Source organism: Falsiroseomonas sp. (assembly GCF_041690465.1).
Classification (GTDB): domain Bacteria; phylum Pseudomonadota; class Alphaproteobacteria; order Acetobacterales; family Acetobacteraceae; genus Falsiroseomonas.
Genome location: NZ_JAWLHG010000001.1, coordinates 1 through 24,412, shown reverse-complemented (window position 1 = coordinate 24,412; position 24,412 = coordinate 1). Strand labels below are relative to the sequence as shown.

Below are 24,412 nucleotides of genomic sequence, written 5' to 3'. Positions count from 1 at the left end.
TCTTGCCGTGCACGGCCGGCAGCCCGATGCTGCCGGCCATCGCCTCCCACACGGACCCCGACATGGCACCGAACTACGTGATGGTCGAAGCCGGCAGGCTCGACGCCTTCGTCGCCGCCATCTTCCGCGCCGCCGGCTGCGACCCCGCCGAGGCCGGACGCATCTCCACCCATCTGCTCGGCGCCAACCTGGCGGGCCATGACAGCCACGGCGTCGCCCGCGTGCCGCGCTACGTGGAATGGCTGGAAGCTGGCTACGTGGTGAAGGGCCAGGATGCCGAGATCGTCACGGATGGTGGCTGCTTCGCGCTGCTCGACGGGCATTTCGGCTTCGGCCAGACGGTGGCGCCGCAGGCGGTCGAGCTCGGCATCGCCCGCGCGCAGCAGCACGGCATCGCCGTGGTCGGCCTGCGCAACGCCGGCCATATCGGCCGCGCCGGCGACTATGCCGAGACGGCGATCCGCGCCGGGCTGATCTCGGTGCATTTCGTCAACGTCGCCGGCAGCGTGCTGGTCGCGCCCTTCGGCGGCGTGGAGCGGCGCTTCTCCACCGCGCCCTTCAGCGTCGGCGTGCCGCTGCCCGGCCGCCCGCTGGTGCTGGACTTCGCCACCTCGCTGGTCGCGGAGGGCAAGGTGCTGGTGGCGTCGAATGGCGGCAAGCCGCTGCCCAAGGACGCGCTGATCGAGCCGGATGGCACGCTCTCCGGCGATCCGCACACGCTCTATGGCGAGTACCCGCAGGTCGGCCCGCGCAGCCCGGCCAACGGGCGCGGCGCGATCCGCGCCTTCGGCGAGCACAAGGGGTCCGGCCTGGCCTTCATGTGCGAGATGCTGGCCGGCGCGCTGACCGGCGGCGGCACCTCCGGCCCGGTGGATGCGCGCGGGCGCATCGCCAACGGCATGCTGAGCTTCTACGTCTCGCCGCGGCATTTCGGCACCGAGGCCGAGTTCTTCGCCACCGGCCGTGACTACGTGGATTGGGTGCTGGCCTGCGCGCCAGCCAACCCGGACGAGCCGGTGCTCGCCCCCGGCGACAAGGAAGCCGCGACGCGCGCCGACCGGCTCGCCAATGGCGTGCCGCTGCAGCCCGACACCTGGGAGAGCATCCTGCAGGTCGCGCGCCGGCTCGGGGTGAACGAGCCGGCCTGAGGCGGCGCGCGCAAGCGGGAGGAGGCGCGCATGGGAACGGAAGCGGATGTCATCACGCGTCCGATGACCGGAGGGTCGAATGGCCCGGAGGTCTGAATCGGCCGCGGTCGGCGAAGCCGACATCATCGTCGTCGGCGGCGGCTCCGCCGGCTGCGTGGTCGCGGCCAGGCTCTCCGAGGATGCCGGCACAAGCGTGCTGCTGCTGGAAGCCGGGCCGCCGGATGACAGCCCCTGGATCCACCTGCCCGCCGGCTATGCCCGCCTGTTCGGCAGCCAGCGCTACGACCCGAAATTCACCACCGAGCCCGAGCCGGCGCTCGGCGACCGGCAGATCCACTGGCCGCGCGGCCGCGTGCTCGGCGGCTCCGGCAGCGTGAATGGCCTGGTGTTCCTGCGGGGATCGCCGCACGATTACGACCGCTGGGCGCAGGCCGGCGCGCGCGGCTGGTCCTACGAGGATGTCGCCCCCGCCTTCCGCCGGATGGAAACCTGGCTCGGCCCGCCCTCCGAGGCGCGCGGCAGCGACGGCCCGATCCGCGTGATGGAGCCGCGGCGCATGGCGCCAGCGACGCAGGCCTTCGTGGATGCCGCCGTCGCCGCCGGCCTCAAGCGCCTGCGCGACGTGAACGATGGCGGCTCGATCGAGGGCGTGGGGCCGGTGCAGCTCAACGTGGACGGACGCTTCCGCTCCTCCTCCGCGCGCACCTATCTGCGCCCGGCGATGAAGCGCCCGAACCTCGAGGTGCGCACCGGCATCCAGGCGCATCGGCTGATCTTCGAGGGCAAGCGCGCCGTCGGCCTCGCCACCGCGCAGGGCGAGTTCCGCGCGCGGCGCTGCGTCGTGCTCTCCGCCGGCTCGCTGGAGACGCCGAAGCTGCTGATGCTGTCGGGCATCGGCGATGGCGAGGCGCTGCAGGCGATGGGCATCCCCGTCGTCGCGCACAGCCCCGATGTCGGGCGCAACCTGCAGGACCACCTGATCGCCAAGTTCATCTGGCGCACCCGCCCGTGCGGCACGCTGAACGAGATCATCCGCAGCCGCTTCCGCCAGGCCGCCATCGGGCTCGACTGGCTGCTGCGCAAGTCGGGCCCGCTCGCGGTCGGCGCCGGCGAGGCGAGCGGCTTCGTCCGCGTCACGCCCGGCGCGGAGGAGGCGGAGGCGCAGCTTCTCTTCATCAACTTCGCCACCTTCGACTACCGCCAGGGCCTGACGCCCTTCCCCGGCATCATGCTGAACTACGGCGCCTGCCGCCCCGACAGCCGCGGCACGCTGACGCTCCGCAGCCCCGACCCCGCCGATCCGCCGGTGATCCGCCCGAACTACCTGGAGCACCCGAACGACCTGCGCGTGATGCTCGGCGCGGCGCAGATCTGCCGCCGCATCGCGCAGCAGGCGCCCTTGCGCGACCTGATCGAAGAGGAACTGCGCCCCGGCCCCGACGCGACCACGGATGCGGCGATCGAGGCCAACATCCGCGCCACCGCCAGCACCGTCTTCCACCCCTGCGGCACCGCCCGCATGGGCAGCGACGACCGCGCCGTGGTGGACCCGGAATTGCGCCTGCGCGGCGTGGAGGGGCTGCGGATTGCCGATGCCTCGGTCTTCCCCTTGATCCCGTCTCCGAATATCCAGCCGGCTGCGCTGATGGTCGGCGAGCGCTGCGCGGAGTTCCTGCGCCGCGCCGGCTGAGCGGGAGAGACGAGCATGCCCACACGCAAGGCCGCGCTGATCACCGGCGCCGGGCGCAATATCGGCCGCGCCGTCGCGCTCGGCCTGGCGCAGGACGGCTTCGACATCGCCATCAACGGCTCCTCCGACCAGACAGCGTGCGAGAGGGTGGCCGAGGCGGTGCGCGCCTATGGCGCCGAGGCGGTGGTGGTGATGGGCGATGTCGGCTCGCCGGAGGGCTGCCGCCGCATCGCCGATGCCGCGATCGCCGAGTTCGGCGCGGTGGACGTGCTGGTGAACAATGCCGCGCTGCGCCCCGCGAAACCCTTCCTCGAGAGCACACTGGACGATTGGCGCCGGGTTCTTGCGGTGGACATGGAGGCGGCGATCTGGCTCTCCCAGGCCTGCCTGCCGGGCATGATCGAGCGCGGCTGGGGCCGCATCGTGAACTTCACCGGCATGAACGCCATCCACGGCTATTCCGGCCGCGCGCCGGTGTCGGTTGCGAAGCACGGGCTTTGGGGCCTGACCAAGTCGCTGGCGAAGGAGTTCGCGACGGCGGGCGTGACGGTGAACGCCATCTCGCCGGGTCCGATCGCCGCGGACGACGACGTGCCGGGCGAGGCCAACAGCCGCTCTGGCTATGTCGCCAAGGTCCCGATGGGCCGCATGGGCACCCCGGCGGAGGTGGCCACGGTGGTGCGCATGCTGGCCAGTGAGGGCGGCGCCTATGTCAACGGGCAGATGATCGCGGTGAATGGAGGCGCGGAAACGTGACGGTGACGCCGAGCGGCTGAGGTGAAGCGGTGATCATCTGCCTCTCGCGCGGCTTCGTGTTCATCCACATCCACAAGGCAGGCGGCACCAGCATGGAGGCCGCGCTGGAGCCCCGCCTGCAGTGGAACGACCTGCTGCTCGGCAGCACGCGCTTCGGCCAGATCATCGACGGTCACTACCGCCAGCGCTTCGGCCTCTCAAAGCACAGCGCGCTGGCCGATGTGGAGCGTGTCTGCGGCGCCGATCTGCTCCGCGGCATGTATGCCTTCGCGCTGGTGCGGCATCCCGCCGCCCGCATCTGCTCGCTCTACAACTTCACCGCCCGCGTCCTCGACACCTGGTCGCGCAGCCACGGCATCCCGGTCGAGGAGGCGCGGGCACGCCGGGCCGAGCTGGCGCCGGCGCATGAGCAGCTGCGCTGGGAGACCTCGCGCGCCTTCCTCGAAACCGAGGATTTCGGCGGCTTCCTGCGGCATCCCGCCACGCGGAAGTCGATCGCCTGCCGCACGCAGCTCTCCCGCCTCCGCGGCGCCTCCGGCACGGCAGAGGCCTTCCGGCTGGAGGAGATCGAGCAGCGCCTGCCGGAGATCGGCGGGCGCCTCGGCTGCGACATCGTGCTGCCGCACCTGAACGTCACGGAGCGCAAGCTCGTCACCCCCGCGGCGTTGCCGGAGCCGGACCGCGCAGTGATTCGCGACTGGTTCCGCGAGGATTTCGAGGCGTTCGGCTACGATTGAGGCGCCCTCACACCGGCCCCGCCACGAACTCCCCCTTCCGCATCAGCGGCTCCGCCTCGCCGCCCTGCGTGATCCCGTCCACATCCACCTCGCCCGATCCGATCATCCAGTCGATGTGGATCAGCGAGGCGTTCGCGCCGCGCTTCGCCAGCGCCTCCATCGGCACGCCCGCGCTGTCGCGCAGGCACGTCGTGTAGGCCTGGCCGAGCGCGATATGGCTGGCGGCGTTCTCGTCGAACAGCGTGTTGCGGAACAGCAGCCCACTCGCCGAGATCGGCGAGGAATGCGGCACCAGCGCCACCTCACCCAGCCGCGCCGCGCCTTCGTCAGTGCCGATCACCTTGCGCAGCACCTCGGCGCCGCGCGTTGCATTCGCCTCCACGATGCGCCCGCCCTCGAAGCGCACGGCGATGTCCTCGATCAGCGTGCCCTGGTAGGCGAGCGGCTTGGTGGAGCGCACCGCGCCCTCCACCCGCAGCGCATGCGGCGTGGTGAACACTTCCTCGGTCGGGATGTTCGGGTTGCAGACGATGCCGTTCTTGGCTTCCTCGGCGCCGCCACACCACAGATGCCCCTCTGCCAGGCCGACGCGCAGATCGGTGCCGGCCCCCCGGAAGTGCAACGCCGAAAAATCCTTGCCGTTCAGGAACTCCCTGCGCGCGCGCAGCGTCGCGTTGTGGCGCGCCCATTCCGCCACCGGGTCCGCCACATCCACGCGGCAGGCGGCGAAGATCGCGTCCCACAGGCGCTCCACCGCCTGCGCCTCCGGCAGGTCGGGGAACACCTGGCGCGCCCAGCCGGGTGTGGCGGCGGGCACCAGGTTCCAGTTGATGGCGAAGCCGGTGATCAGCTCCAGCGCCGGGCGATAGGCGATGCTGCGCGCCTTGTTGGCACGCGCCACCTTCTCCGGGTCCTCGGCCGAGAGCAGCGTCGGGTCGTCGCCGACCACCGCCAGCCGCGCGGCGCCGCCCTTGAAGGCCTCGGCCATGGCGTTGAACAGCCAGCCGGGCGCGACGTCGAAGGCCGCGTCGGGATGTGCGTGGCGGTAGCGCGCCAGCGCCACCGCATCGTCGGAGATCAACGGCGTCACCAGCGTCGCGCCCGCCTTGTAGGCGTGCTCGACGATGCGGCGCACCAGCGGCATGGCGTCGAGCGGCGCGGTCATCACCAGCTCCTGCCCGGCGCGCAGGTTCAGCCCCACGCGCACGCCGAGCATGGCGAGCTTGTCGAGCCGGGCCTCGAAGGTGGTGGCGGGGTGGGCGTCGTCGGGCATGGGGGGTTCCCGTGTCAGGTGTTGGTGCCGGTTGGGGCGGTGCTGCCGCCGACCAGGCGGCGGATGGCGGCGAGCATCTCCGGCCGGTCCCATTCCGCCTCGCCCTCCAGGCGCGCAACCTCCTGGCCGCGACGGTCGAGGATCAGCGTGGTGGGCAGGCCGCGGATGCCGAGCGCGCGGCCGGTCGCGCCGCGCGTATCGAACCACATCGCCATGTGCTGCAGGCCGGTGCGGCGGTAGAAGGGCTCCACCTGCGCCCGCCCGCCGCGGTCGGAGGACAGCGCCAGCACCTCGATCCCGTCGCGGACCAGCGCGGCATGGGCGCGGTCGAGCGCCGGCATCTCGGCGACGCAGGGCGGGCACCAGGTGGCCCAGAAATTCACCACCAGCCCCTTGCCGCGGAAGCTGCCGAAGCGCGCCTCCCGGCCCTCGGCGTCCTGGAAGACGAGGCCATCCGGCAGCGGGCGGCCTTCCGGCGTCTCGCGCAGCTTGGACAGCCCGCCATCCCCGGCGGCGGAGGATTGACGCGGAACGGCCAGGGTGGCCAGGGTCGCGCCCATCCCGAGGGCCAGCAGCTTCCGGCGCGGCGCATTCAGCACAGGACGACCTCTTCCGTGGGCGACGAGACGAAGAACACCGGTTCCAACTCCCTGTGGGGCGGCCGCTACGCCGAGGGGCCGGGCGCGATCATGCGCGAGATCAACGCCTCCATCGGCTTCGACCGCAAGATGTGGCGCCAGGACATCAGGGGAAGCCTCGCCCACGCCGCCATGCTGGCGCATGTAGGGATCATCTCCGCCGAGGACGAGGCTGCCATCCGCCGCGGGCTCGAGGAAATCGGGCAGGAGATCAACTCGGGAAACTTTGCCTTCTCCGAGGCCCTCGAGGACATCCACATGAACATCGAGGCCCGCCTGACCGAGCGCATCGGCGAGGCCGGCAAGCGCCTGCACACCGGCCGCAGCCGCAACGACCAGGTGGCGCTCGACGTCCGCCTCTGGGTGCGCGACGCCATCGACGGGCTCGATGCGCAGGTCGCCGACGTCATGCGCGCCCTGGTGGAGCGCGCGGCGGAGCATGCCGGCACGGTGATGCCGGGCTTCACCCATCTGCAGCCGGCCCAGCCCACCACCTTCGGCCACCACCTGCTGGCCTATGTCGAGATGCTCTCCCGCGATCGCGGCCGGCTGGCCGATTGCCGCAGGCGGCTCAACGAGTGCCCGCTGGGGGCGGCGGCATTGTGCGGCACCGGCTTCCCCATCGACCGCCACATGACCGCGCAGTCGCTGGGCTTCGATTCCCCGACGCGCAACAGCCTGGACAGCGTGGCCAGCCGCGACTTCGCCGCCGAGTTCCTGTTCGCCTGCGCCATGTGCGCCACGCATCTCAGCCGCTTCGCGGAGGAGATCGTGATCTGGACCAACCCCTATTTCGGCTTCGTCAAGCTGACCGACGCCTTCACCACCGGCAGCTCGATCATGCCGCAGAAGCGCAACCCGGATGCGGCGGAGCTGGTGCGTGGCAAGACCGGGCGGATGATCGGCAACCTCGTCGCCCTGCTGACGGTGATGAAGGGCCTCGCCATGACCTATTTCAAGGACATGCAGGAGGACAAGGAACCGGTCTTCGACGCCGCCGAGAACCTGGCCCTCGCGCTCGCCGCCATCGGCGGCATGGTGCGCGACATGCAGCCGCAGGTGGGACGGCTCGCCGAGGCCGCCGGCGCCGGCTTCTCCACCGCGACGGACCTGGCCGATTGGCTGGTGCGCGATCTGAAGATGCCCTTCCGCGATGCGCACCACGCCACCGGCAAGCTGGTCGCGAAGGCCGAGCAGATTGGCGTGGACCTGGCGGGACTGACCATCGGCGAGATGCAGGCGGTGGAGCCGCGTATCCATGAGGGCGTGTTCGGCGTGCTGAGCGTCGCCGCCTCGGTGCGCTCCCGCACCAGCCATGGCGGCACCGCGCCGGCGAATGTTGCGGCGATGGCGGCGGAGTGGAAGGAAAGGCTGGCATGAGGCCGCTTCTCGTCCTGGGTGCGGTGGCGCTGCTGCTGGCCGCCTGCGGCCGGGTGGGCCCCATCCGCCCGCCCGGCCCGCCCGAGGAGGTGACCTTCCCCCGCACCTACCCGGCGCCGGAGCGCCCGCCGGCGCCGGCGGCGCAGCCGCGATAGGGGAAGCGGCGGTCGCGTCTCGCTTCGGGGTCCAACCCGGAGATCGGCGGCCACCCCGACCTCATGGAACGCCGCGATGCCCACATCGGTCGCGCAGCCGGTCAGCGCCGGCAGCGCAACCACCGCGGTCGGGCGCCATGACTCACGAACGGTAGACGCTCACACCCTCCTTGATCGTCTCGGTTACCCGCAACTCGGCCAGCCGCTCCGGGTCCGCTGTCATCGGGTTGTCCGACAGCACCACGAAGTCGGCGAGCTTGCCCACCTCGATGGAGCCTTTCGTCGCCTCCTCGAAATGCTGGTGCGCCGACCAGATCGTCATCGCCTTCAGCGCCGTCATCACCGGCACGCGATGCCGCGGGCCGATGATGTCGCCGGTCCGCGACCGCCGCGACACGGTGGCACTCAGCACGCGCATGGAATCCGGCCGCGCAACCGGCGCATCGTGGTGGGAGGTGAACATCATGCCGCGGCTCATCAGCCAGCCGGTCGGCGAGATGTTCTCCGCCCGCTCGGGGCCGAGCACGGAGTCGCGGTGGAAGTCGCCCCAGTAGAAGGTGTGCATCGGGAACAGCGCCGGGAAGATGCCGAGCTCCCGCAACGGGTCCACCTGGTCCTCGCGCAGCGTCTGGCCGTGGATCATCACCGGGCGGCGGTCGCCAGGGCCGTGCCGTCGCGTCGCCTCGCGCACCGCGGCGATCATCAGGTCGATCGCGGCATCGCCATTGGCGTGCATGAGGATCTGCCAGTTGAGCTCGAAGCAGCGCGAGACCGCCTCGATCGTCGCGTCGGTCGGCGCGGTCTGCAGGCCGCGATAGTCCGGCCCGGCACCCGGCGGCGGCACGTGGTAGGGGCGCGACAGCCAGGCCGTCTTGCCCTGCGGCGAGCCGTCGAGCGAGAGCTTGGCACCGCCGATGCGCAGCCGATTGCGATAGGCGCGGCCGTGCAGCGCACCGCCAAGCTGGTCGGCGGCGCCGAGGATGTCGGGATAGGCGACAACGTCCACCGCCAGCAGGCCGCGATCCGCCGCCTCGGTGAGCCGGCCCACGACCGGGCCCATGGCGCGGCCCTCCTGGCAGGTCGTGTAGCCGAAGGAGGCGTAGAACTCCGACCCTGCGCGGATCATCGAGAGCCACGCCGCCTCGTCGAGCCGGCCGAGCAGCGGCCCGGCCACGGCGATCATCGCGTTCTCCTCCATCACACCGTCGGGCTCGCGCGTGCCGGCGCGGCGGCGGAACACGCCGCCTGTCGGGTCGGGCCTCGCTGCCGTCACGCCCGCAAGCTCCAGCGCCTTCGAATTCGCCGCGGCCAGGTGGGAGGAGGCGTGCACGATCAGCACCGGGAACTCGGTGGAGACCTGGTCGAGCTCGTCGCGGGTGGGGTGGCGCCCCTCGCGCAGCTGGCTGTCGTCATAGCCGAAGCCGAAGATGAGGTTGTAGCGCCGCACGCCGGCAGCGTTGCGCCCCGCCCAGTCGCGCAGGATGCGGATGAGGGCGGGGATGTCGTTGCCCTCGCCATCCGGGGCGGGAAGCAGGTTGGCGCCGACCGCCTGCAGGCCGACCATCACGACATGGCCGTGCGGATCGACGAAGCCCGGCAGCAGGGCGCGGCCCTCGAGGTTCACCATCCGCGTCCCCGGCCCGCGCGTCGCCTCGATCTGCTGGCGCGTGCCGAGGGCGAGGATGCGCCCGCCACGCACCGCGACCGCCTCCACCGAGGGCTGGGCGTCGTTGACGGTGACGATCGGGCCACCGCTGTAGATCAGGTCGGCTGCGCCGGATGGGTCGGGCGGCGTCTGCGCCTGGGCGCAGCGCAGCAGGCTGCCGAAGCCCACCGCACCGGCGCCGAGCGCAAGGCGCCCCATGCCGCCCAGCACGCCGCGGCGCGAGGCGGCGGGCGGCGCATGCAAGACGCTGCCGAAGGGGCTGCAGGCCAGGCACATGGCGGGGCTCCCTGAATGGCGCGCCGGATCGCGCGCCGGGACGAATCGTGGCAGCGGTCGCTGCGCCGATTTGCGCCAAATGGCGCAGAATGGGTTAAGCTTTGTCCAGAAGAGGAGCAGATGGAGCGCTCGGGGATCGAGGCGGTACTGACGTCGCGCGGATGGCTTGCCGGATGCGACCCGACCTTCCGTCGGGCAGTCCTTGACCGCGCCCGGCCGGTGAGCTTCGCCGCGAACGCGTTCGTCTTCCATGCCGGTGACGTCGCGGGCGGCATCTATGGCATCGCGCGCGGCAGCTTCGCGATCTATGTCGCGACCGGGCTCGCGAGCCCTGCTGTCGCCACCATCGTGCGGGCCGGCCTATGGTTCGGACAGGGCCCGCTCGTTGCCGGGCGGCGCCGCATGCTGAGCTTCCGGGCGATGGAAAGCTCGGCCGCCCTGCACCTGCCGCTCGCGGCGGTGCGCGAGTTGACCGCGACGAGCGTGGCCGCTGCGCGGGCCTTTGCCGATCTCGGGAGCATCAACATGGGGGTCGCGGTCCGCACGGTGAGCGACCTGCTGATACCGAAGGCCGACCGGCGCATTGCTGCGACCCTGTTGAGGGTGACCCGCGCCGACGAGGGCGAGCGTCCGGAGGATCCCATGGGCTTTCGTCTGCGCCAGGCGGAACTGGCCGAGATGGCGAATGCCTCGCGCCGCTCGGTCGTGCGGGCGCTCTCGGCTTTCGATGCGCGGGGCCTGGTCGCATTGCGCCACCAGCGGATCGCGGTTCTCGACGCGGCTGGGCTGGCGCACTTCGCCTATGGATGAGCCGAAAGGCCATGCCGGCGGTGCCGAGTAGGGCATCGGCGAAGTCGTCGCCCCGCGCGTCGGGCACGCCCACCTGCGCCGCCGCGCCGTGCTGGCTGTCGCACGCCGATGAGGCGGCATCTGATGCGACCGAGGCAGCACCGAACCGGCCGCTCCCTTCCCGAACGGCGCCGGCCATCCCATTCTGAGCAAATGGCCTCCCCCGCCCCCGCGCTCCTCACCGACGACGCCGATCCCTCCTTCGCCGAGCTTCTCGCCGGCCGCCCGCACCTCGCCCAGCACGCGCATGACGGGCTGACCATGGAGGAGGTGCCGCTCGCCCGCATCGCGCGCGAGGTCGGCACGCCGACATGGGTCTATTCCGCCGGCACGCTGCGCCGCCGCTACCGCGCGCTGCGCGATGCGCTGGATGAGGCACAGCTCGGCGCGGAGATCCATTTCGCGGTCAAGGCCAACCCCAACCTTGCCGTGCTGCGCACCCTCGCCGCCGAGGGGGCCGGCGCCGACATCGTCTCCGAGGGCGAGCTGCGCCTGGCGCTGGCCGCCGGCATCGCGCCCGCCCATGTCGTCTTCTCCGGCGTCGGCAAGACGCCCGGTGAACTGCGCTTCGCACTGTCCCGCGGCGTCGGCCAGATCAACGCCGAGAGCGCGGAGGAGGTCGCGATGATCTCCGCCGTCGCCACCGAACTCGGCGTTACCGCGGATGTCGCGCTGCGCGTGAACCCCGACGTGGACCCCAAGACCCACGCCAAGATCACCACCGGCAAGAGCGGGAACAAGTTCGGCGTCGCCATCGAGGACGCACCCGACCTCTATGCCCGCATGGCGGCGACGCCGGGCCTGCGCCCGGTCGGCGTCGCGGTGCATATCGGCAGCCAGATCACCGCGGGCATGTCCGCCTACGCCGCCGCCTATCGCGCGCTGGCCGAGCTGGTCCTCGCGCTCCGCGCCCAGGGCCTGGCGGTGGAGCGGGTGGATTGTGGCGGCGGCCTCGGCATCCCCTACCGGCATGAGCCCGCCCCCGCGCCCGCGGCGCTGGCCGGCGCGATCCGCAACACGCTCGGCAATCTCGGCGTGAAGCTGATGGTGGAGCCCGGCCGCTGGATCAGCGGCCCGGCCGGCGTGCTGCTCGCGGCCGTCATCATCGAGAAGCACACAGGTTCGCGCCGCTTCGTGATCCTCGACGCGGCGATGAACGACCTGGTGCGGCCGGCGATGTACGAGGCCTGGCATGGCATCCTGCCCGTCTCGCCGGCGGATCATGTCGCCCCTGTCTCGCCCTGCGACGTGGTCGGCCCGGTCTGCGAGACCGGCGACACCTTCGCGCGAAATCGTGGCCTTCCCCGCCTCGAACCGGGTAGCCTCGTGGCGTTCCTCGATGCGGGGGCATACGGAGCCGCGATGAGCAGCACCTATAACGCCAGACCGTTGGCCGCCGAGGTCCTGGTGGATGGCGCCCGCTTCGCCGTGGTGCGCGAACGCCAGACGCAGGAGGCCCTGCTCGCCGGCCAGCGCCTGCCGGCTTGGATGTGACCGCGTGACACAGCCCGACCCGCTCGCCCCGCTCACCCGGAACCTTGAGGCTGCGCCGCTCGCGCGGCGACGGACCCTGGCGCGGCTGGCCCTGGCCTGGGAGGCGATCTGGCCCGCCATCTGGCCGGCGCTGGGTGTGCTCGGGCTGTTCCTGACACTGGCGCTGCTCGGCCTGCCGCTGGTGCTGCCCGGCTGGGCCAAGATGCTGCTCGCCGCCGGCTTCCTCGTGGCCTTCGGGCTGGCGCTGCGCCAAGGCTTCCGCGGCTTCCGCTGGCCCGGCGACGATCCCGCCGACCGGCGGCTGGAGCGCAACTCCGCGCTGCGCCACCGCCCGCTCGCAGCCCTCGCCGACCGGCCCGCCGGGAACGACCCGGTGGCGCAGGCGGTGTGGGAGGTGCACCGGGCGCGCGTGCTCGGCTCCGTCCGCCGGCTGCGCGTGGGACTGCCGCGGCCGGGGCTGGCGAAGCGCGACCCCATCGCGCTGCGCGCCGCGCTCGGCCTCTCGCTTCTCGTCGCGCTGGTGATCGCCGGGGCGGAAGCGCCGGAGCGGCTGCGCCGTGCCGTCACGCCCGATGTCGCCATCGCCGCGGCGCCGCCGCCGCTCAGGCTGGAAGCCTGGGTCACGCCGCCGGCCTACACCGGCGCGCCGCCCGTGTTCCTCGACGCCGCCGGCGGCGATGTCGCCGTGCCGGCCGGCAGCAAGCTGCAGATCGCGCTCTCCGGCGGCACCGGCGGCGTGCCGGAGCTGGTGGTCGGCGGCGCGGCCACGCCCTTCCGCACCCTCGATGCCCGCTCCTTCGGCGCGGAGGCGGTGCTGGAGCAAGGTGCGAGGCTGGCGATCCGCCGTGACGCGAGCGAGCTCGCCGCCTGGACGCTCAGCGTGCAGGCCGACCAGCCGCCGCGCGCCGCCTTCCCCGAGCCGCCCGGCCGCGCGCCGCGCGGGCTGGCGCTGCGCCTGCCCTGGCAGGCCGAGGACGATTGGGGCGTCGCGACGCTCGCCGCCGAGATCCGCCTGAAGGCGCGCCCGCAGGCAGCGCCGCATGTCGTCGAGATCCCGCTGCCGGCCGGCCAGCCGCGCGAGGCGCGGGGCACCGCCAACCCCGATCTCTCGGCCCATCCCTGGGCGGGGCTGGATGTGGAGGTGCTGCTGCGCGCGCGCGACGGCGCCGGGCAGGAAGGCGTCTCCGCCACCGCCGCGCTGACGCTGCCGGAACGCAGCTTCACCCATCCGGTCGCGCAGGCGCTGATCGCGCTGCGCAAGGCGCTCTCGCTCGATCCGGCGGGGCGGCCCGCGGCGCAGCGGGAGCTCGACCGGCTGGCCGCGGCGCCGGACGCCTTCGAGCACGATACCACCACCTTCCTCGCGCTGCGCGCCGCGCGCCACCGCCTGGCTCGGGACCGCCGGACGGAGGCGGTGGAGGAAGCGCAGGAGATCATGTGGCAGACCGCGCTCGCGCTGGAGGAGGGCCGCGCCGATCGCACCGCGCGCGCCCTGCAGCAGGCGCGCGAGGCGCTGCGCGAGGCGCTGGAGGAAGCGCAGCGCCAGCAGCAGGAGGAGAATGGCGAGCGCAACGCCGAGCAGCGCACCGAGACCGAGCGCCGCATCCAGGAGCTGCGCGACGCCATCCGCCGCCACCTGGAGGCGCTGGCCGAGCAGCTGCAGCGCGAGAATGCGGAGGCGATGCCCTTCGACCCGCAGAACCGCCTGATGGACCGCCGCGACCTCGACCGCCGCACCGACCGCATGCGCGAGGCCAACCGCCAGGACCGCACCGAGGACGCCGAGCGGGAGCTCGCCGAGCTCGAGGAGATGCTGCGCGCGCTGGAGGAAGGCCGCACCGCCCGCGACGAGCAGCAGGAACGCCGCCGCCAGCAGCGCCAGCGCGGCGAGCAGCAGATGGGCGTGATGCAGGACATGGTGCAGCGCCAAGCCCGCATGCTGGACAGCGGCCATCGCCGCGCCGAAAGCGAGGAGGAGCGGCGCGAGGCGGAACGCCGCGCCGAGCAGCAGCGCCGCCGCGCGCCCTGGCAGCGCCAGACGCCGGAGCAGCAGCAGGCGGAGCAGCAGCGCCGCGACGAGGCGGCCGAGCAGGCGGAGAACGAGGCGCAGCGTGAAGCCCGCGTGCAGCGCGCGCTGCGCCGTGCGCTGGGCGAGGTGATGCAGCAGTTCGGCGACCTGACCGGCGAGGTACCCCCGCAGCTCGGCCGTGCCGACCAGGCGATGCGCGAGGCGCAGGAACAGCTGGCGCAGGGCGACGACGCCCGCGACGCGCAGCAGCGCGCCATCCGCGAGCTGGTCGAGGGCTCGCGCCAGATGGCACAGCAGATGCAGCGCCAGTTCGGCCAGCAGCAGGGCGAAGGGGAAGGCGAGGGCGAGGAGTTCGGGGACATGATGGGCGAGGGCCAGGGCCAGGGCCAAGGCCAGGACCAGGCGCAGGACCAGGGACCCGGACGCGATCCGCTTGGCCGCCGCACGCGTGAGGCGGCGGGGGCGCAGGACAATGGCAGCGATACCCGCGTGCCGGACGAGGCGGAGCTGCTGCGCACCCGCCGGTTGCAGGACGAACTGCGCAAGCGCGGCGCCGAACGCGAGCGGCCGCAGGACGAACTGGACTACATCGACCGGCTGCTGCGGCGGTTCTGAGGCCGTCGGCGGATCGATTCCGCAGCGGGATCCTTGCGCGATGGTTACTAAGCGCGCATCCTTGGGGTGGTTTCGTTCGTTAACATGCGCGGGATGCGTGCAGGTTCGGCGGGCAAGCCACGTCCAACGGGTGTGGGTGCCACCCGGGTGACGGTTCCCCATCCGCCTGGCACCAGGATCCGGAGCCCGGCCATGCTGCTGAGGGTCAGCGCGCCCGCCGCCATCAGCACGGCGCCGCCACCAGGGGCATTCGCCCGCATGGTGGAGATGCAGTCGGCCTGGTACGCCGAACACCACGGCTTCGGCCTGCCCTTCGAGGCGATGCTGGCCAGCGATGTCGGCGAGTACGCCGCCGCGCTGCCGCACCCGGATTGCCGCAGCTGGGTGGCGCTGTCGGGCCCCCGCGTGGTGGGCTGCATCACCATCGACGGCCGCGGCCGGCCGAGCGCGCGGCTGCGCTGGTTCTTCATAGAGCAGGAAGCCCGCGGCGGGCTCGGCCGACAGCTCCTGGAGAATGCGGTGGAATTCTGCCGCGAGCGCGGCTTCGACGATGTGTGGCTGACCACCTTCGACAAGCTGCTGATCGCCCGCCACCTGTACGAGGCGCAGGGCTTCCGGCTGGAGCGGGAACAGCTGGATACCACCTGGGGCGTGCCGGTGCGCGAGCAGGTGTTCCGGCTGGCCCTGCGCTGAGCGGCCCGACCGGGCCGCGTCCTCCCGCTCACTCCGTGGCTTCCCAGGCGCCGGCGGTCGCGGTCAGCCGGTCGAGCGGCAGCGTGACCCGCCAGCGCAGGCCCTCGCCCTCCCATCGGGTGGCGATCTCGCCGCCGAGCTGACGCCCGACGGTCGCCTCCACCACGGAGGAGCCGAAGCCGCGCCGCGACGGCGCCGAGTCGAGCGGCGGGCCGCCGCGCTCCTCCCACCGCAGCAGCAGGCTGCCGGGCGCACCGGCCGCCTCCGGCGGCAGGCGCTCCCAGGCGATGGCGACCTCGCCGCCGGGGCGCGAGAGGGCGCCGTGCTTGGCGGCGTTGGTGGCAAGCTCGTGGAAGGCCATGGAGAGCGCCTGCACCGCGGCGGGGCCGAGCGGCACCGGCGGCCCGTCCACGGTGATGCCCGGCCCGGCGGTGCCGGCGGGACCGAGGAAGGGGGTCAGGGCGCCCATCGCCACCGCCCGCAACTCGGCACCGCGCCAGCGCCCTTCGGCGAGCAGGCCATGCGCGCGTGCAAGCGCGGCGACCCGTCCCTCCACGCCGCGGATGAAGGCGTCCGGATCGTCGCGCGGGGTCAGGCGCAGCGCCGCCTGCACCACGGCCAGCGCATTGCGCGCGCGGTGGTCCAGCTCGCGCATCAGCAGTCGCAGGCGCTCCATCGCCTCCTTCTGCTCGGTGACGTCGCGCATCACGCCGATGTGGCGCTGCTTGCGCCCGTCCTCCTCGACGATCGCCTCCGCGGTCGAGAGGATCCATCGCACCGCGCCGTCATCCGGCCGGACGATGCGCGTCTCCAGCGGCGGGAGCGGCCCGGTCAGGCCGACCGCCTCGGCCACCACGGTGCGGGCGCGCTCGCGGTCCTCGGGGTGGATGATCGAGAGCAGCAGCGGCGCGGTGACCGGGGTGCCCGGCTCGATGCCCCAGAGCCGGTAGCAGCCAAGCGACCAGTGCCGCGCGCCGGTGGCGAGATCGAGCTCCCAGGCGCCGATGCCGCCGGCTTCCTGCGCCAGGCGCAGCCGCCGCTCCGAGGTGCGGAGCGCGGCCTCCGCCGCCAGCGTCTCGGTGAGGTCCACATTGACGCCGATCATGCCGAGGAACTCGCCGGCCTCGCCGAAGCGCGGCAGGGCCTCGGTGCGCAGCGTGCGCCAGGCGCCGTCTGCCCGGCGGTAGCGCGCCTGCACGATGAAGCCGGATTGCGCCTGCATGCCGCGGCCGAAGGCGTCGAACAGCGGCGCGACATCCTCAGGGTGGGTGGTGGTGCCCCAGTCGAAGCCGGCGATGGCGTCCTCGGCGACGCCCCAGAAATCGCGCAGCGCGCGGTTCAGGTAGAGGCACTTGCCGGCCTGGTCGCCCATCCAGAGCATGACCGGCGCGCTTTCGGCCAGGATGCGGAAGCGCGCCTCGCTTTCCCGCAGGGCGCCCTCGGCGCGGGCCTGGGCGAGATGGCCGCGGCGGCGATGCTCGATGTCGCGGAAGCAGACGGTGAGGCCATCCTCCGGCGTCGGATAGGCGGCCAGCTCGATCCAGCGGCCGGTGTGCGGCAAGGGCGCGCAGAGAGACACCTCGTGCCGCTGCGCCAGCGCGGCGAGCAGGGCGGCGCCGGGATCGCGGTCGCGGGCGGAGGGGGAGAGGTCGCGGATGTGGCGGCCGATGGCCTCCTCGGCCGACCTGTCCCAGCACTCCAGGGCCTGGCGGCTGGCGAAGCGGACGCGCCCGGCGGCATCCAGCACGTACAGCGCCTCACCCGCGATGGCGGGGGCGTCCAGGGTGGCGCGCACGGTTATCGCTGCGCCGATACAATCGGGGCCGGCAGTCGCCAAGCCCACGCCCTCCATGGCTCGCATCACCAGCCATGAGACAGGGACTCGGCGGGCCTTCGCAATCCCGTCACTGATCACGATTGCAGCGCGATCGGCGGTTGCCATGGCGCGCGCTCAATCCGTCAGGCGCCAGCGGCGGCGGTTGCCTTCGAGTTCGCGGTGCAGGTGGATGAGGTGGCGCAGCAGCTTCGGCCGGGCGATGCGGATGAAGGCGGCGAGGCGGGCGATGGTTTCGGACAAATAGGGCTTGGGAAGATGTTCCGGCGCACAGGGCAGGGCGGTGGCCAGGCCGAGGCGCTTCGCCAGCAGCAGCTGCGCCATGGTGAGCAGGCGCGCGACGCGGCGGAAGGCGCGGGCGATGCGCCAGGCGAGGGAGGCGAAGTCGCCGCCGGCGAGAGGGTGGGGCGAGGCGGCGATCAGCAGGCGGTCGAGCGTGCCGGTACGGGCGTGCCGGCGCAGCGCGCGGTGGGCGGTGTCGGCGCGGCCGAGTTCGGGCGGAAGTTCGCGCCACGGCCCGCGCGAGCAGGCGACCCAGAAGATGGCGTCCCAGAGGCGGCGGGCATCGGCGGGCGGGCGGCCGCGGCGGCGCGCCTCGTCGCCGTAGAGGATGGGGGCGAGGAGGGACCATTCGGCATCGGTCATTGGCGCCCAGGGCTGGCGAGGGGTCGGCCGGAGGGGGAAGGAATGGGCGGTCATGCGGGCCTCCGACGCGCGGGCGATCAAGAAGAGTGTATCGGATCTTATTCCTAGAATACAAGTGTCATCGCGTTGTGGCGGGGCGGGGTTCCGGTTGGGCGTTGCTGTCGGGTAGCGGTGGCGGCGTGGTTGGAAGGGAGCCGGGGCGTGGGTGGTGACCTGTGGTCGGGGCAGGGCGGGCGGTACGGAGCGTGGCTGCGCGGGCGACGCCGGCGGCGCTGGCCGTGGGTCATGGCCGGGCTGGCGCTGGCGATGGCGGCGGTGGTGTTCCTCGCGCCGCGCTGGGTGGAGGACGCGCCGGGCGCCTGCGCGGCGGTGGAGCGGCGGGCGGTGAAGGTGGCGCTGGAGGAGGCGGTGCCGCCGGCGGTGCGCGCGGCAGCACGGGCGCTGTCGCGGCAGGCGCTGGATGGGCGGCTGGCGGCCGCGGTGGCGGCGGAGCGCTACGCGTGGCTGCCGGTGCCGATGGGGTGCGCGCTGTCCTGGTGGCGGCTGCGGTGGGACGGGGCGGAGGCGCTGGGATGGGTGGTGGGGCTCAGGCGGTGAGGGTGAAGGGACGCCGGTGCATGTCGGGGAACAGCCGCTTTCGACCGATCCTGTTCCGACACGACCGGCCGAAAGCGGTCATTGGACCGAACGCCCCGCTGCGTTCATGCCCTGCCGGGTTCGCCGCCCTGCCGCGGTGATGGGCAGGAAGGCTGTGGTCGTCATTGCACGGCAGGGTCGTAGTCGAGGGGGGGCGCATCCCCCCAACCGGCGGGCGCCGCTGTCCAATCCTCCGGCGCCTCGTCCTGGAACGCCGCCGCGGCATCCGCTGCCGACAGGCCTTCCGCCTCGCCATCCTCGAGCAGGAAGGCGTGTCCCCGGCTCGCCGCCCCGCTCTGCGCCGCCGGCACGACGAAGAGGACGCCGCCGTCAAGCAACGCATCGGCAAGCAGCTGGCGCAGCTCGTCCGGCGCGATGTCCGGCGTGCCGTCCGCGATCCGGATCGCCACGGCCCCGTCGCCGGTCAGCAGGACGCTGCCGTCCCCGATGCCTCGGAGATGTGCCATCAGGGCGTCCACCAACGCCTCGCTGACCTCGGTATCCTCGTCGTCGGACTCGTCCTCCTCCTCATCCTCTCCGACCGGATCGTCGGGAACGGCGAGCTTGACCCGGCGGAGGAGATCGAGCGCCCGGCCGAGCGAGAGCGGCGGCTCCGCGCGTCCCCCGCCGGCCGCGTCCGCGACGACGGCCAGCCAGGCATCGAGGCGATCGCCTGCCGCGTCCTCCTCGTCGTCGTCGTCGCCCGACCGGGAGACCATCGGGAGCGTGAGGCCGAGCAGGCACACATCCCGGTCGGCCGGAGAGGCCCGCTGGATCGGGGGCTCGAGCCCGTTCGCCAGGGCCTCGGCAGCCTCGCGCAGCTCGGACGGCTTCAGGCGCGCAAGGGACGCGGTGGGGATCCAGTATGGCGCCAGGATGAGCTCCACGAAGGAGGGATCCAGCGCAATGCCGGTGAGCCGCCCCTGAAGCTCCATGGGAACATCGGGCGCGCGCGGGTCGTCGCCGTCACGCAGGACCGGGCTGACGAACAGCAGCGCCTCCCGTTCCCTGCCCTTGTCGCCCAGCATGCAGGCCGAGGCCGTGAGGTCGATCTCGTGCCGGGTATAGGCATAGTCCTCCGGCTCGAGCATCTTCTCGACGATGCCGAGCGCGCCATCCAGGCGCTGCGAGAGCAGTTCCTCGGTCAGCTCGCCGATCAGGCCCTCATCGGCTTCGGAGCTGGTCGCCCAGCGTGCGATGCGCGCGGCGAGCGTGCGGCCCTGCGCGGGCTTGCGCGGCGCTTCCTTGAGGTCGGCGGCGTTCAGCCCCAGCGCCCGGAGCGCGGCCTCGCCCGACAGCGTGTCCTCCGGCTCGCCAGGGTAGTCCTCGGGGCGGGCGTCGGACGAGGCCTGCTGCCCGAGCCACGCCCTCATCGGCTCGGCACGGAGCCGGACGATGGTGACGTCGTAGCCCATCCGGTAGGCCGCCCGCGCGGCGGTCCTGACGATGCGGGCGTGCAGGGCGTTGTCGATGTGCTCGGCGTCCGGATGGGCCAGCCGGAAGGTCTCCTCATCCGCGTAGATCCGCAGCAGGACGTCGTCCTCATCTTCCTCCTGGACGATCTCCAGCAGGTTGGTGACTGCCGCTACGATGGCATTCGCTTCGGCGATCTCGGATCTGGGCATGCTGTGCTCCTCGGCTGGCTGGCGCCGGCCGCGGCCGGAGTTCCGATCGGGCCCGCGGTTCGACCCGGTTCCGGGGCTGTGCGGCCGGGCGCTGCCTTCCGGCCTGCATCCAGCGCAAGGCCGCGCTTATCCTCGCCCCCAGCCTTTCTTGTCCAGGGGTAGAGCCGATTGGAACACCGCTTCGCCGGCGGCCGCATGCGCATCGGGCCATGGACGGGCGGAGTGCCGAAGGCAACGGGTGCGACGCAGGCGTCGCGGGGGCGGAGCCCCTGGCCGGCTCAGCGCGCGGCGAGGTGGGCGAAGGCGCGGGTCAGTTCGCGGTAGATGTCGCGCTTGAAGCTGACGGCGAGCGCCGGCAGTTCCTCGAGGCGGGCCCAGCGCCAGGCGTCGAATTCGGGGTGGGCGTCGGCGTCGAGGCGGATGTCGGCGTCGGTGCCGAGGAAACGCAGGGCGAACCAGCGCTGGCGCTGGCCGCGGTATCTCTGGGCGATGCGGAAGCCGCCGGCGGCCAGCTCGGGGGGGAAGTCGTAGGACAGCCAGTCCGGGTGTTCCTCGATGATCTCGGCCTTGTCGGTGCCGATCTCCTCGGCGAGCTCGCGCAGCACGGCGATGCGCAGATCCTCGCCGGGGTCCACGCCGCCCTGGGGGAGCTGCCAGCCGCCGGCGCGGCCCTCGGCGTTGGGCAGGTCGGCACGGCGGGCGACGAGGACCAGGCCGGCGGGGTTGAAGAGCAGGGCGCCGACATTGTCCCGGTAGGGTTTGTCGGTCACGGCCAGAGCGCCTTGATCTCGGCGATCATGCCGGCGGTGGCGGGATCCTGCGCGGGAGGGCCGCCTTCGAGGGCGGGGAGGATGCCGCCGGCGAGCTGCTTGCCGAGCTCCACGCCCCATTGGTCGAAGGGGTTGATGCCCCAGAAGGCGCCGAGGCAGGCGACCTTGTGCTCGTAGAGCGCGATGAGGGCGCCGAGGGCTTCGGGCGTCAGCGCGGGCAGCAGGATGGAGACGCTGGGGCGGTCGCCGGGGAAGGTGCGGTGGGGGGCGAGGCGGGCGATCTCCTCCGGCGGCAGGCCGGCGGATTGCATCCCGGCGCGGGCCTCGGCCTCGGTGCGGCCGCGGGCGAGCGCCTCGGCCTGGGCGAGGGCATTGGCGAGCAGGATGCGGTGGCTGGCGGCGTGGGCGTGGTCGGGGCGGGCGGTGAGGATGAAATCCACCGGGACCGGCGTGGTGCCCTGGTGGATCAGCTGCATGAAGGAATGCTGCGCGTTGGTGCCGGGCTCGCCGAAGACGACGGGGCCGGTGGGCATCGGCACCGGGGCGCCCTCCAGCGTGACGCGCTTGCCGAGCGATTCCATCTCCAGCTGCTGCAGGTGGGCGGGGAGGCGGGCGAGGCGCTCGTCGTAGGGCAGCACGGCGCGGGCGGGGTAGCCGAGCGCATCCACGTGCCAGAGCTCGGTGGCGGCGAGCAGGAGGGGGAGGTTCTCGGCTTCGGGGGACCGAAGAAAGTGCTCGTCCATGGCGCGGGCGCCGGCGAGCAGGCCGGCGAAAACCCCCCAGCCGCAGGCGAGCGCGATGGAGAGGCCGACGGCGGACCAGAGGGAGAAGCGGCCGCCGACCCAGTCGCGGAAGCCGAAGACGCGCTCGGGCGGGATGCCGAAGGCGGCGGTGGCGGGCAGGTTGGTGGAGAGCGCGGCGAGATGCGCCCCGGCAGCGGCCTCGCCGAGCGAGTCCGCCAGCCAGGCCCGCACCAGATGGGCATTGGCCATCGTCTCCTGCGTGGTGAAGGTCTTGGAGGCGACGAGGACGAGGGTGGTGCGGGGATCGAGCGTGGCGCGGATCGCTGCCCAGGCATGCGCGTCCACATTCGCCAGGTAGTGCGCGCGCAGGGGCATGCCGGCGCGCCAGAGGGCGCGGGTGGCCATGGCCGGGCCGAGGTCTGAGCCGCCGATGCCGATGTTCACCACGTCGGTGAAGCGCTCGCCGGTGGCGCCGCGGGCGGTGCCGTCATGCACGGCGCCGGTGAAGGCCCGCATGGCGGCGAGGGTGGCGTGGACCTCGGCGGAGGCGTCCTCGGCGCCCGTCCGGAAAGCGCCGGGCGGCGCGCGCAGGGCGAGGTGGAGCGCGGCGCGGCGCTCGGTGGCGTTGACTGGCTCGCCGCGGGCCATGGCGTCGCGGAAGGCCAGGACGCCGCGGGCGCGGGCGAAGGCGAGCAGGGCGGCCAGCACCTCCTCGGTCAGCGCGGTGCGGGAGAGGTCGAGCAGCAGGCCGGCGCCGCGATGGCTGAACCGCCGGAACCGATCCGGATCGGCCGCGAGCCGGGCGCGCACCCCCGCCGCGCCGGGGGCGGCGGCGAGCGCGCGCACCGCCTGCCAGGCCGTTGCGGGGTCCGTCGTGCCGCCAGCCGCGGGATCGCCCATGCCGCCTCTCCCAAACGTGTCCGAAACGCGTGAAACCGTTCGTCTCACGAACAGATGTCCCGCGCCGCGAGCTTAGGCTAGATACAGGCCGGGAAGGACGCTGCGAAGGGACGGGATGGCGGAGGCTCGACACGGGGTGGCGAGCGCAGGGCCGGCCTGGCGAAGGCTGCGGCTGGCGCTCGGCGCCTTCGCGCTGATCGCCGGGGCGCTGTTCGGCCTCGCCATGCTGGCCGACCGCGAGGCGACGCTGCAGGGCGGCCGCATCAGCGCGGAGAACACGGCCGCGTTGCTCGCCGAGCAGGCCGACCGGGCGCTGCGCATCGCGCAGCTCACCGCCGCGCGGGCGGCGGAGATGGCGGAGCACCACGGGGTGGCGGGGATCGCCGGCGACCATTGGGCGGAATTCGCAAGGCTGGACCGCACGACCCCGGAGGTCGCCGCGCTGCGGGTGACGGATGCCGAGGGGCGGCTTGCCGCCTGGACGATCAGCCGCGAGGCGGAACGCCGCGACATGTCGGGCGAGGAGCAATTCCGCGCTCTCGCGGGCGGCGCGCAGGGGCACCTGGTGCGGTTGACGCAGGGGCATCGCGGCGTCTGGTTCTTCGGCTGGGCGGAGCCGATCCGCCAGGGCGGCCGCTTCCTCGGCATGGTGCAGGCCTCGCTGCATGCGGAGGCGTTCGGACGCATGGCGGACCAGCTCGATCTCGGTCCGGGCGCGGAGCTGATGCTCGTGCGCACCGACGGCGCGGTGCTGATGTGCTGGCCGCTCCCATCCCGGGCGCCGCCGCCGCAGCCGGCGCGGCCCGGCGATGCCGGCATCGCCGAGGAGACCGGGCCGGACGGCACCGTCCGGCTGGTCGCCTGGCGCATGACGCCGGCGATGCCGGCAATGGCGGTGGTGGCGATCTCGCGCGACCATGTGCTGGCGCCGTTCCACCGCCGGCTGCTGCGCAACGGGCTGGTGTTCGGCCTGGCGGTGGCGCTGGCCGGCGGGCTCGGCTCGGCGGCGCTCAGGGCCGGGCGGCGGGAGGCGGCGGCGATCCATGCGGCGGAGGAGCGCGGCGCCGCGCTGGCCGAGGCGCTGTCGGAACGGCTGCACCTGCTCTCCTCGCTGCAGGTGGGCGAGGCGCGGCTGCGGGCGGCGCAGCAATCCGGCGGGATCGGGCTGTGGGACCTCGACCTCGGCACCGCGCGGGTGGCGCTGGCGGGCGATGTGTTCGCCGATTGGGGGCTGCCGGGGCCCGGCTCGGCGGGGTTCCGCAGCGTGCCGGTGCGCGCCGCGCTGCGCGGCATCCACCCCGACGACCGTGGCGCGCTGGTCGCGGCGGTGACCGGGGCGCTGCGGACCGGCACGCGGCTGGCGGCGGAGTTCCGCCTGGCCGGGCCGGGTGCGGAGCGGTGGATCGGCGTGGGCGCCCCCGCGCGCCCCCTGGAGGGCGCCCCCGCGCGCCCGCAGCGCGCCCGCAGCAAGCGCGAGCTGCTCGAGCGCGCGCGCGAGCTCGGGATCCGAGGCCGCAGCGCCATGAGCAAGCAGGAGCTGCTGGAGGCCATCGGCGAGGCGTGATCGGGCCGCGCGAGCCGCGCCCGGTCAGTTCACCTTCTGATACAGCTTCGGCTGGCCCGAGCCCTTGAGCAGCATGGCGCCGCCGCCCAGCTCGTACTCCCACTCCTCGCCGCCGCCGTCGGCCCACTGCATGATCAGCCGGCGTCCGTCGGCGGCCCACGTGCCCTGGCGCTGCGCGTCGTCGCCCGAGTCGAGGCCCGAGCTGCCGGTCGTGTCGCCCTGGGCGTCCTTGTGCGTCATGCTGGCCAGGGTCCGGGCGCTGGACAGGCAGGCCCCGTCGGGGCGCAGCGTGATCG

21 protein-coding genes are annotated in these 24,412 nt (G+C 73.2%); 12 read left to right on the top strand and 9 right to left on the bottom strand.

Annotated elements, in window-relative coordinates:
- Positions 1–26 precede the first annotated feature (26 nt).
- The 4 genes from ACESM1_RS00105 to ACESM1_RS00090 all read left to right on the top strand — a co-directional run bounded on the left by ACESM1_RS00105 (position 27) and on the right by ACESM1_RS00090 (position 4,331).
- Positions 27–1,148, top strand: a complete 1,122-nt coding sequence (locus ACESM1_RS00105) for a malate/lactate/ureidoglycolate dehydrogenase (protein ID WP_372616706.1) — start codon at positions 27–29, stop codon at positions 1,146–1,148.
- Between the two features lie 79 nt (positions 1,149–1,227).
- Complete coding sequence (locus ACESM1_RS00100; protein ID WP_372616705.1) at positions 1,228–2,838, top strand: GMC family oxidoreductase; 1,611 nt, start codon at positions 1,228–1,230, stop codon at positions 2,836–2,838.
- Positions 2,839–2,853: 15 nt separating this feature from the next.
- Positions 2,854–3,594 carry an SDR family NAD(P)-dependent oxidoreductase gene (locus tag ACESM1_RS00095; RefSeq protein WP_372616704.1) on the top strand — a complete coding sequence of 247 codons (741 nt, stop codon included), beginning with the start codon at positions 2,854–2,856 and terminating at the stop codon, positions 3,592–3,594.
- Between the two features lie 29 nt (positions 3,595–3,623).
- A complete protein-coding gene (locus ACESM1_RS00090) occupies positions 3,624–4,331 on the top strand; it encodes a sulfotransferase family 2 domain-containing protein (protein ID WP_372616703.1) in 708 nt (235 codons plus the stop codon).
- Between the two features lie 7 nt (positions 4,332–4,338).
- On the opposite strand, the gene ACESM1_RS00085 is transcribed toward ACESM1_RS00090, so the two are convergent.
- Both ACESM1_RS00085 and ACESM1_RS00080 read right to left on the bottom strand, forming a co-directional pair.
- Positions 4,339–5,604, bottom strand: coding sequence for an aminopeptidase (locus ACESM1_RS00085; protein WP_372616702.1), 1,266 nt, complete (start codon positions 5,602–5,604; stop codon positions 4,339–4,341).
- Between the two features lie 14 nt (positions 5,605–5,618).
- Positions 5,619–6,203: a TlpA family protein disulfide reductase gene (locus ACESM1_RS00080; RefSeq protein WP_372616701.1), complete on the bottom strand. Its 585-nt coding sequence runs from the start codon at positions 6,201–6,203 to the stop codon at positions 5,619–5,621.
- Positions 6,204–6,218: 15 nt separating this feature from the next.
- Between ACESM1_RS00080 and argH the strand changes: the two genes are divergently transcribed.
- Positions 6,219–7,622 carry an argininosuccinate lyase gene (gene argH / locus ACESM1_RS00075; RefSeq protein ID WP_372616700.1) on the top strand — a complete coding sequence of 468 codons (1,404 nt, stop codon included), beginning with the start codon at positions 6,219–6,221 and terminating at the stop codon, positions 7,620–7,622.
- Positions 7,619–7,777, top strand: a complete 159-nt coding sequence (locus tag ACESM1_RS00070; protein WP_372616699.1) for a hypothetical protein — start codon at positions 7,619–7,621, stop codon at positions 7,775–7,777. The genes argH and ACESM1_RS00070 overlap by 4 nt, the downstream gene beginning before the upstream one ends.
- Positions 7,778–7,919: 142 nt before the next feature.
- Here ACESM1_RS00070 and ACESM1_RS00065 read toward each other — a convergent pair whose 3' ends face one another.
- Positions 7,920–9,719 (bottom strand): amidohydrolase, encoded by a 1,800-nt coding sequence (locus ACESM1_RS00065; RefSeq protein WP_372616698.1) that lies wholly within the window; start codon positions 9,717–9,719, stop codon positions 7,920–7,922.
- Between the two features lie 15 nt (positions 9,720–9,734).
- Between ACESM1_RS00065 and ACESM1_RS00060 the strand changes: the two genes are divergently transcribed.
- The 4 genes from ACESM1_RS00060 (at position 9,735) to ACESM1_RS00045 (ending at position 15,399) form a co-directional block, all read left to right on the top strand.
- A complete protein-coding gene (locus tag ACESM1_RS00060; RefSeq protein WP_372616697.1) occupies positions 9,735–10,529 on the top strand; it encodes a Crp/Fnr family transcriptional regulator in 795 nt (264 codons plus the stop codon).
- 192 nt (positions 10,530–10,721) lie between these two features.
- Positions 10,722–12,062, top strand: a complete 1,341-nt coding sequence (lysA, locus tag ACESM1_RS00055) for a diaminopimelate decarboxylase (protein WP_372616696.1) — start codon at positions 10,722–10,724, stop codon at positions 12,060–12,062.
- Between the two features lie 4 nt (positions 12,063–12,066).
- The gene (locus ACESM1_RS00050; protein ID WP_372616695.1) at positions 12,067–14,706 is read left to right on the top strand and encodes a TIGR02302 family protein; all 2,640 of its coding nucleotides are present in this window, start codon (positions 12,067–12,069) and stop codon (positions 14,704–14,706) included.
- A 192-nt stretch (positions 14,707–14,898) separates the two neighbouring features.
- On the top strand, positions 14,899–15,399 hold the full coding sequence (locus ACESM1_RS00045) for a GNAT family N-acetyltransferase (RefSeq protein ID WP_372616694.1): 501 nt from the start codon (positions 14,899–14,901) through the stop codon (positions 15,397–15,399).
- A gap of 28 nt (positions 15,400–15,427) precedes the next feature.
- Here the strand turns inward: ACESM1_RS00045 and ACESM1_RS00040 are convergent, their stop codons facing one another.
- Both ACESM1_RS00040 and ACESM1_RS00035 read right to left on the bottom strand, forming a co-directional pair.
- A complete protein-coding gene (locus ACESM1_RS00040) occupies positions 15,428–17,194 on the bottom strand; it encodes a PAS domain S-box protein (protein ID WP_372616693.1) in 1,767 nt (588 codons plus the stop codon).
- A 156-nt stretch (positions 17,195–17,350) separates the two neighbouring features.
- On the bottom strand, positions 17,351–17,932 hold the full coding sequence (locus ACESM1_RS00035) for a transposase (RefSeq protein ID WP_372616692.1): 582 nt from the start codon (positions 17,930–17,932) through the stop codon (positions 17,351–17,353).
- A 147-nt stretch (positions 17,933–18,079) separates the two neighbouring features.
- On the opposite strand from ACESM1_RS00035, the gene ACESM1_RS00030 reads away from it, so the two are divergent.
- Positions 18,080–18,475 carry a hypothetical protein gene (locus tag ACESM1_RS00030; RefSeq protein ID WP_372616691.1) on the top strand — a complete coding sequence of 132 codons (396 nt, stop codon included), beginning with the start codon at positions 18,080–18,082 and terminating at the stop codon, positions 18,473–18,475.
- Between the two features lie 161 nt (positions 18,476–18,636).
- Here ACESM1_RS00030 and ACESM1_RS00025 read toward each other — a convergent pair whose 3' ends face one another.
- The 3 genes from ACESM1_RS00025 to pgi form a co-directional block, all read right to left on the bottom strand.
- Complete coding sequence (locus tag ACESM1_RS00025; RefSeq protein WP_372616690.1) at positions 18,637–20,139, bottom strand: hypothetical protein; 1,503 nt, start codon at positions 20,137–20,139, stop codon at positions 18,637–18,639.
- A 278-nt stretch (positions 20,140–20,417) separates the two neighbouring features.
- On the bottom strand, positions 20,418–20,909 hold the full coding sequence (locus ACESM1_RS00020; RefSeq protein ID WP_372616689.1) for an RNA pyrophosphohydrolase: 492 nt from the start codon (positions 20,907–20,909) through the stop codon (positions 20,418–20,420).
- Positions 20,906–22,552, bottom strand: coding sequence for a glucose-6-phosphate isomerase (pgi, locus tag ACESM1_RS00015; RefSeq protein WP_372616688.1), 1,647 nt, complete (start codon positions 22,550–22,552; stop codon positions 20,906–20,908). The genes ACESM1_RS00020 and pgi overlap by 4 nt, the downstream gene beginning before the upstream one ends.
- A 115-nt stretch (positions 22,553–22,667) precedes the next feature.
- Between pgi and ACESM1_RS00010 the strand changes: the two genes are divergently transcribed.
- A complete protein-coding gene (locus tag ACESM1_RS00010) occupies positions 22,668–24,116 on the top strand; it encodes a Rho termination factor N-terminal domain-containing protein (RefSeq protein WP_372616687.1) in 1,449 nt (482 codons plus the stop codon).
- A 24-nt stretch (positions 24,117–24,140) separates the two neighbouring features.
- Here the strand turns inward: ACESM1_RS00010 and ACESM1_RS00005 are convergent.
- Positions 24,141–24,412, bottom strand: a 272-nt coding sequence (locus tag ACESM1_RS00005; protein WP_372616686.1) for a hypothetical protein, incomplete at its 5' end; no start/stop codon positions are given.

Coding starts and splice junctions, on each gene's coding strand:
- ACESM1_RS00105 (WP_372616706.1), top strand. CDS start 27: ATGCTGCCGGCCATCGCCTCCCACACGGACCCCGACATGGCACCGAAC.
- ACESM1_RS00100 (WP_372616705.1), top strand. CDS start 1,228: ATGGCCCGGAGGTCTGAATCGGCCGCGGTCGGCGAAGCCGACATCATC.
- ACESM1_RS00095 (WP_372616704.1), top strand. CDS start 2,854: ATGCCCACACGCAAGGCCGCGCTGATCACCGGCGCCGGGCGCAATATC.
- ACESM1_RS00085 (WP_372616702.1), bottom strand. CDS start 5,604: ATGCCCGACGACGCCCACCCCGCCACCACCTTCGAGGCCCGGCTCGAC.
- ACESM1_RS00070 (WP_372616699.1), top strand. CDS start 7,619: ATGAGGCCGCTTCTCGTCCTGGGTGCGGTGGCGCTGCTGCTGGCCGCC.
- ACESM1_RS00065 (WP_372616698.1), bottom strand. CDS start 9,719: ATGTGCCTGGCCTGCAGCCCCTTCGGCAGCGTCTTGCATGCGCCGCCC.
- ACESM1_RS00060 (WP_372616697.1), top strand. CDS start 9,735: ATGGCGCGCCGGATCGCGCGCCGGGACGAATCGTGGCAGCGGTCGCTG.
- lysA (WP_372616696.1), top strand. CDS start 10,722: ATGGCCTCCCCCGCCCCCGCGCTCCTCACCGACGACGCCGATCCCTCC.
- ACESM1_RS00045 (WP_372616694.1), top strand. CDS start 14,899: ATGCTGCTGAGGGTCAGCGCGCCCGCCGCCATCAGCACGGCGCCGCCA.
- ACESM1_RS00035 (WP_372616692.1), bottom strand. CDS start 17,932: ATGACCGCCCATTCCTTCCCCCTCCGGCCGACCCCTCGCCAGCCCTGG.
- ACESM1_RS00025 (WP_372616690.1), bottom strand. CDS start 20,139: ATGCCCAGATCCGAGATCGCCGAAGCGAATGCCATCGTAGCGGCAGTC.
- pgi (WP_372616688.1), bottom strand. CDS start 22,552: ATGGGCGATCCCGCGGCTGGCGGCACGACGGACCCCGCAACGGCCTGG.
- ACESM1_RS00010 (WP_372616687.1), top strand. CDS start 22,668: ATGGCGGAGGCTCGACACGGGGTGGCGAGCGCAGGGCCGGCCTGGCGA.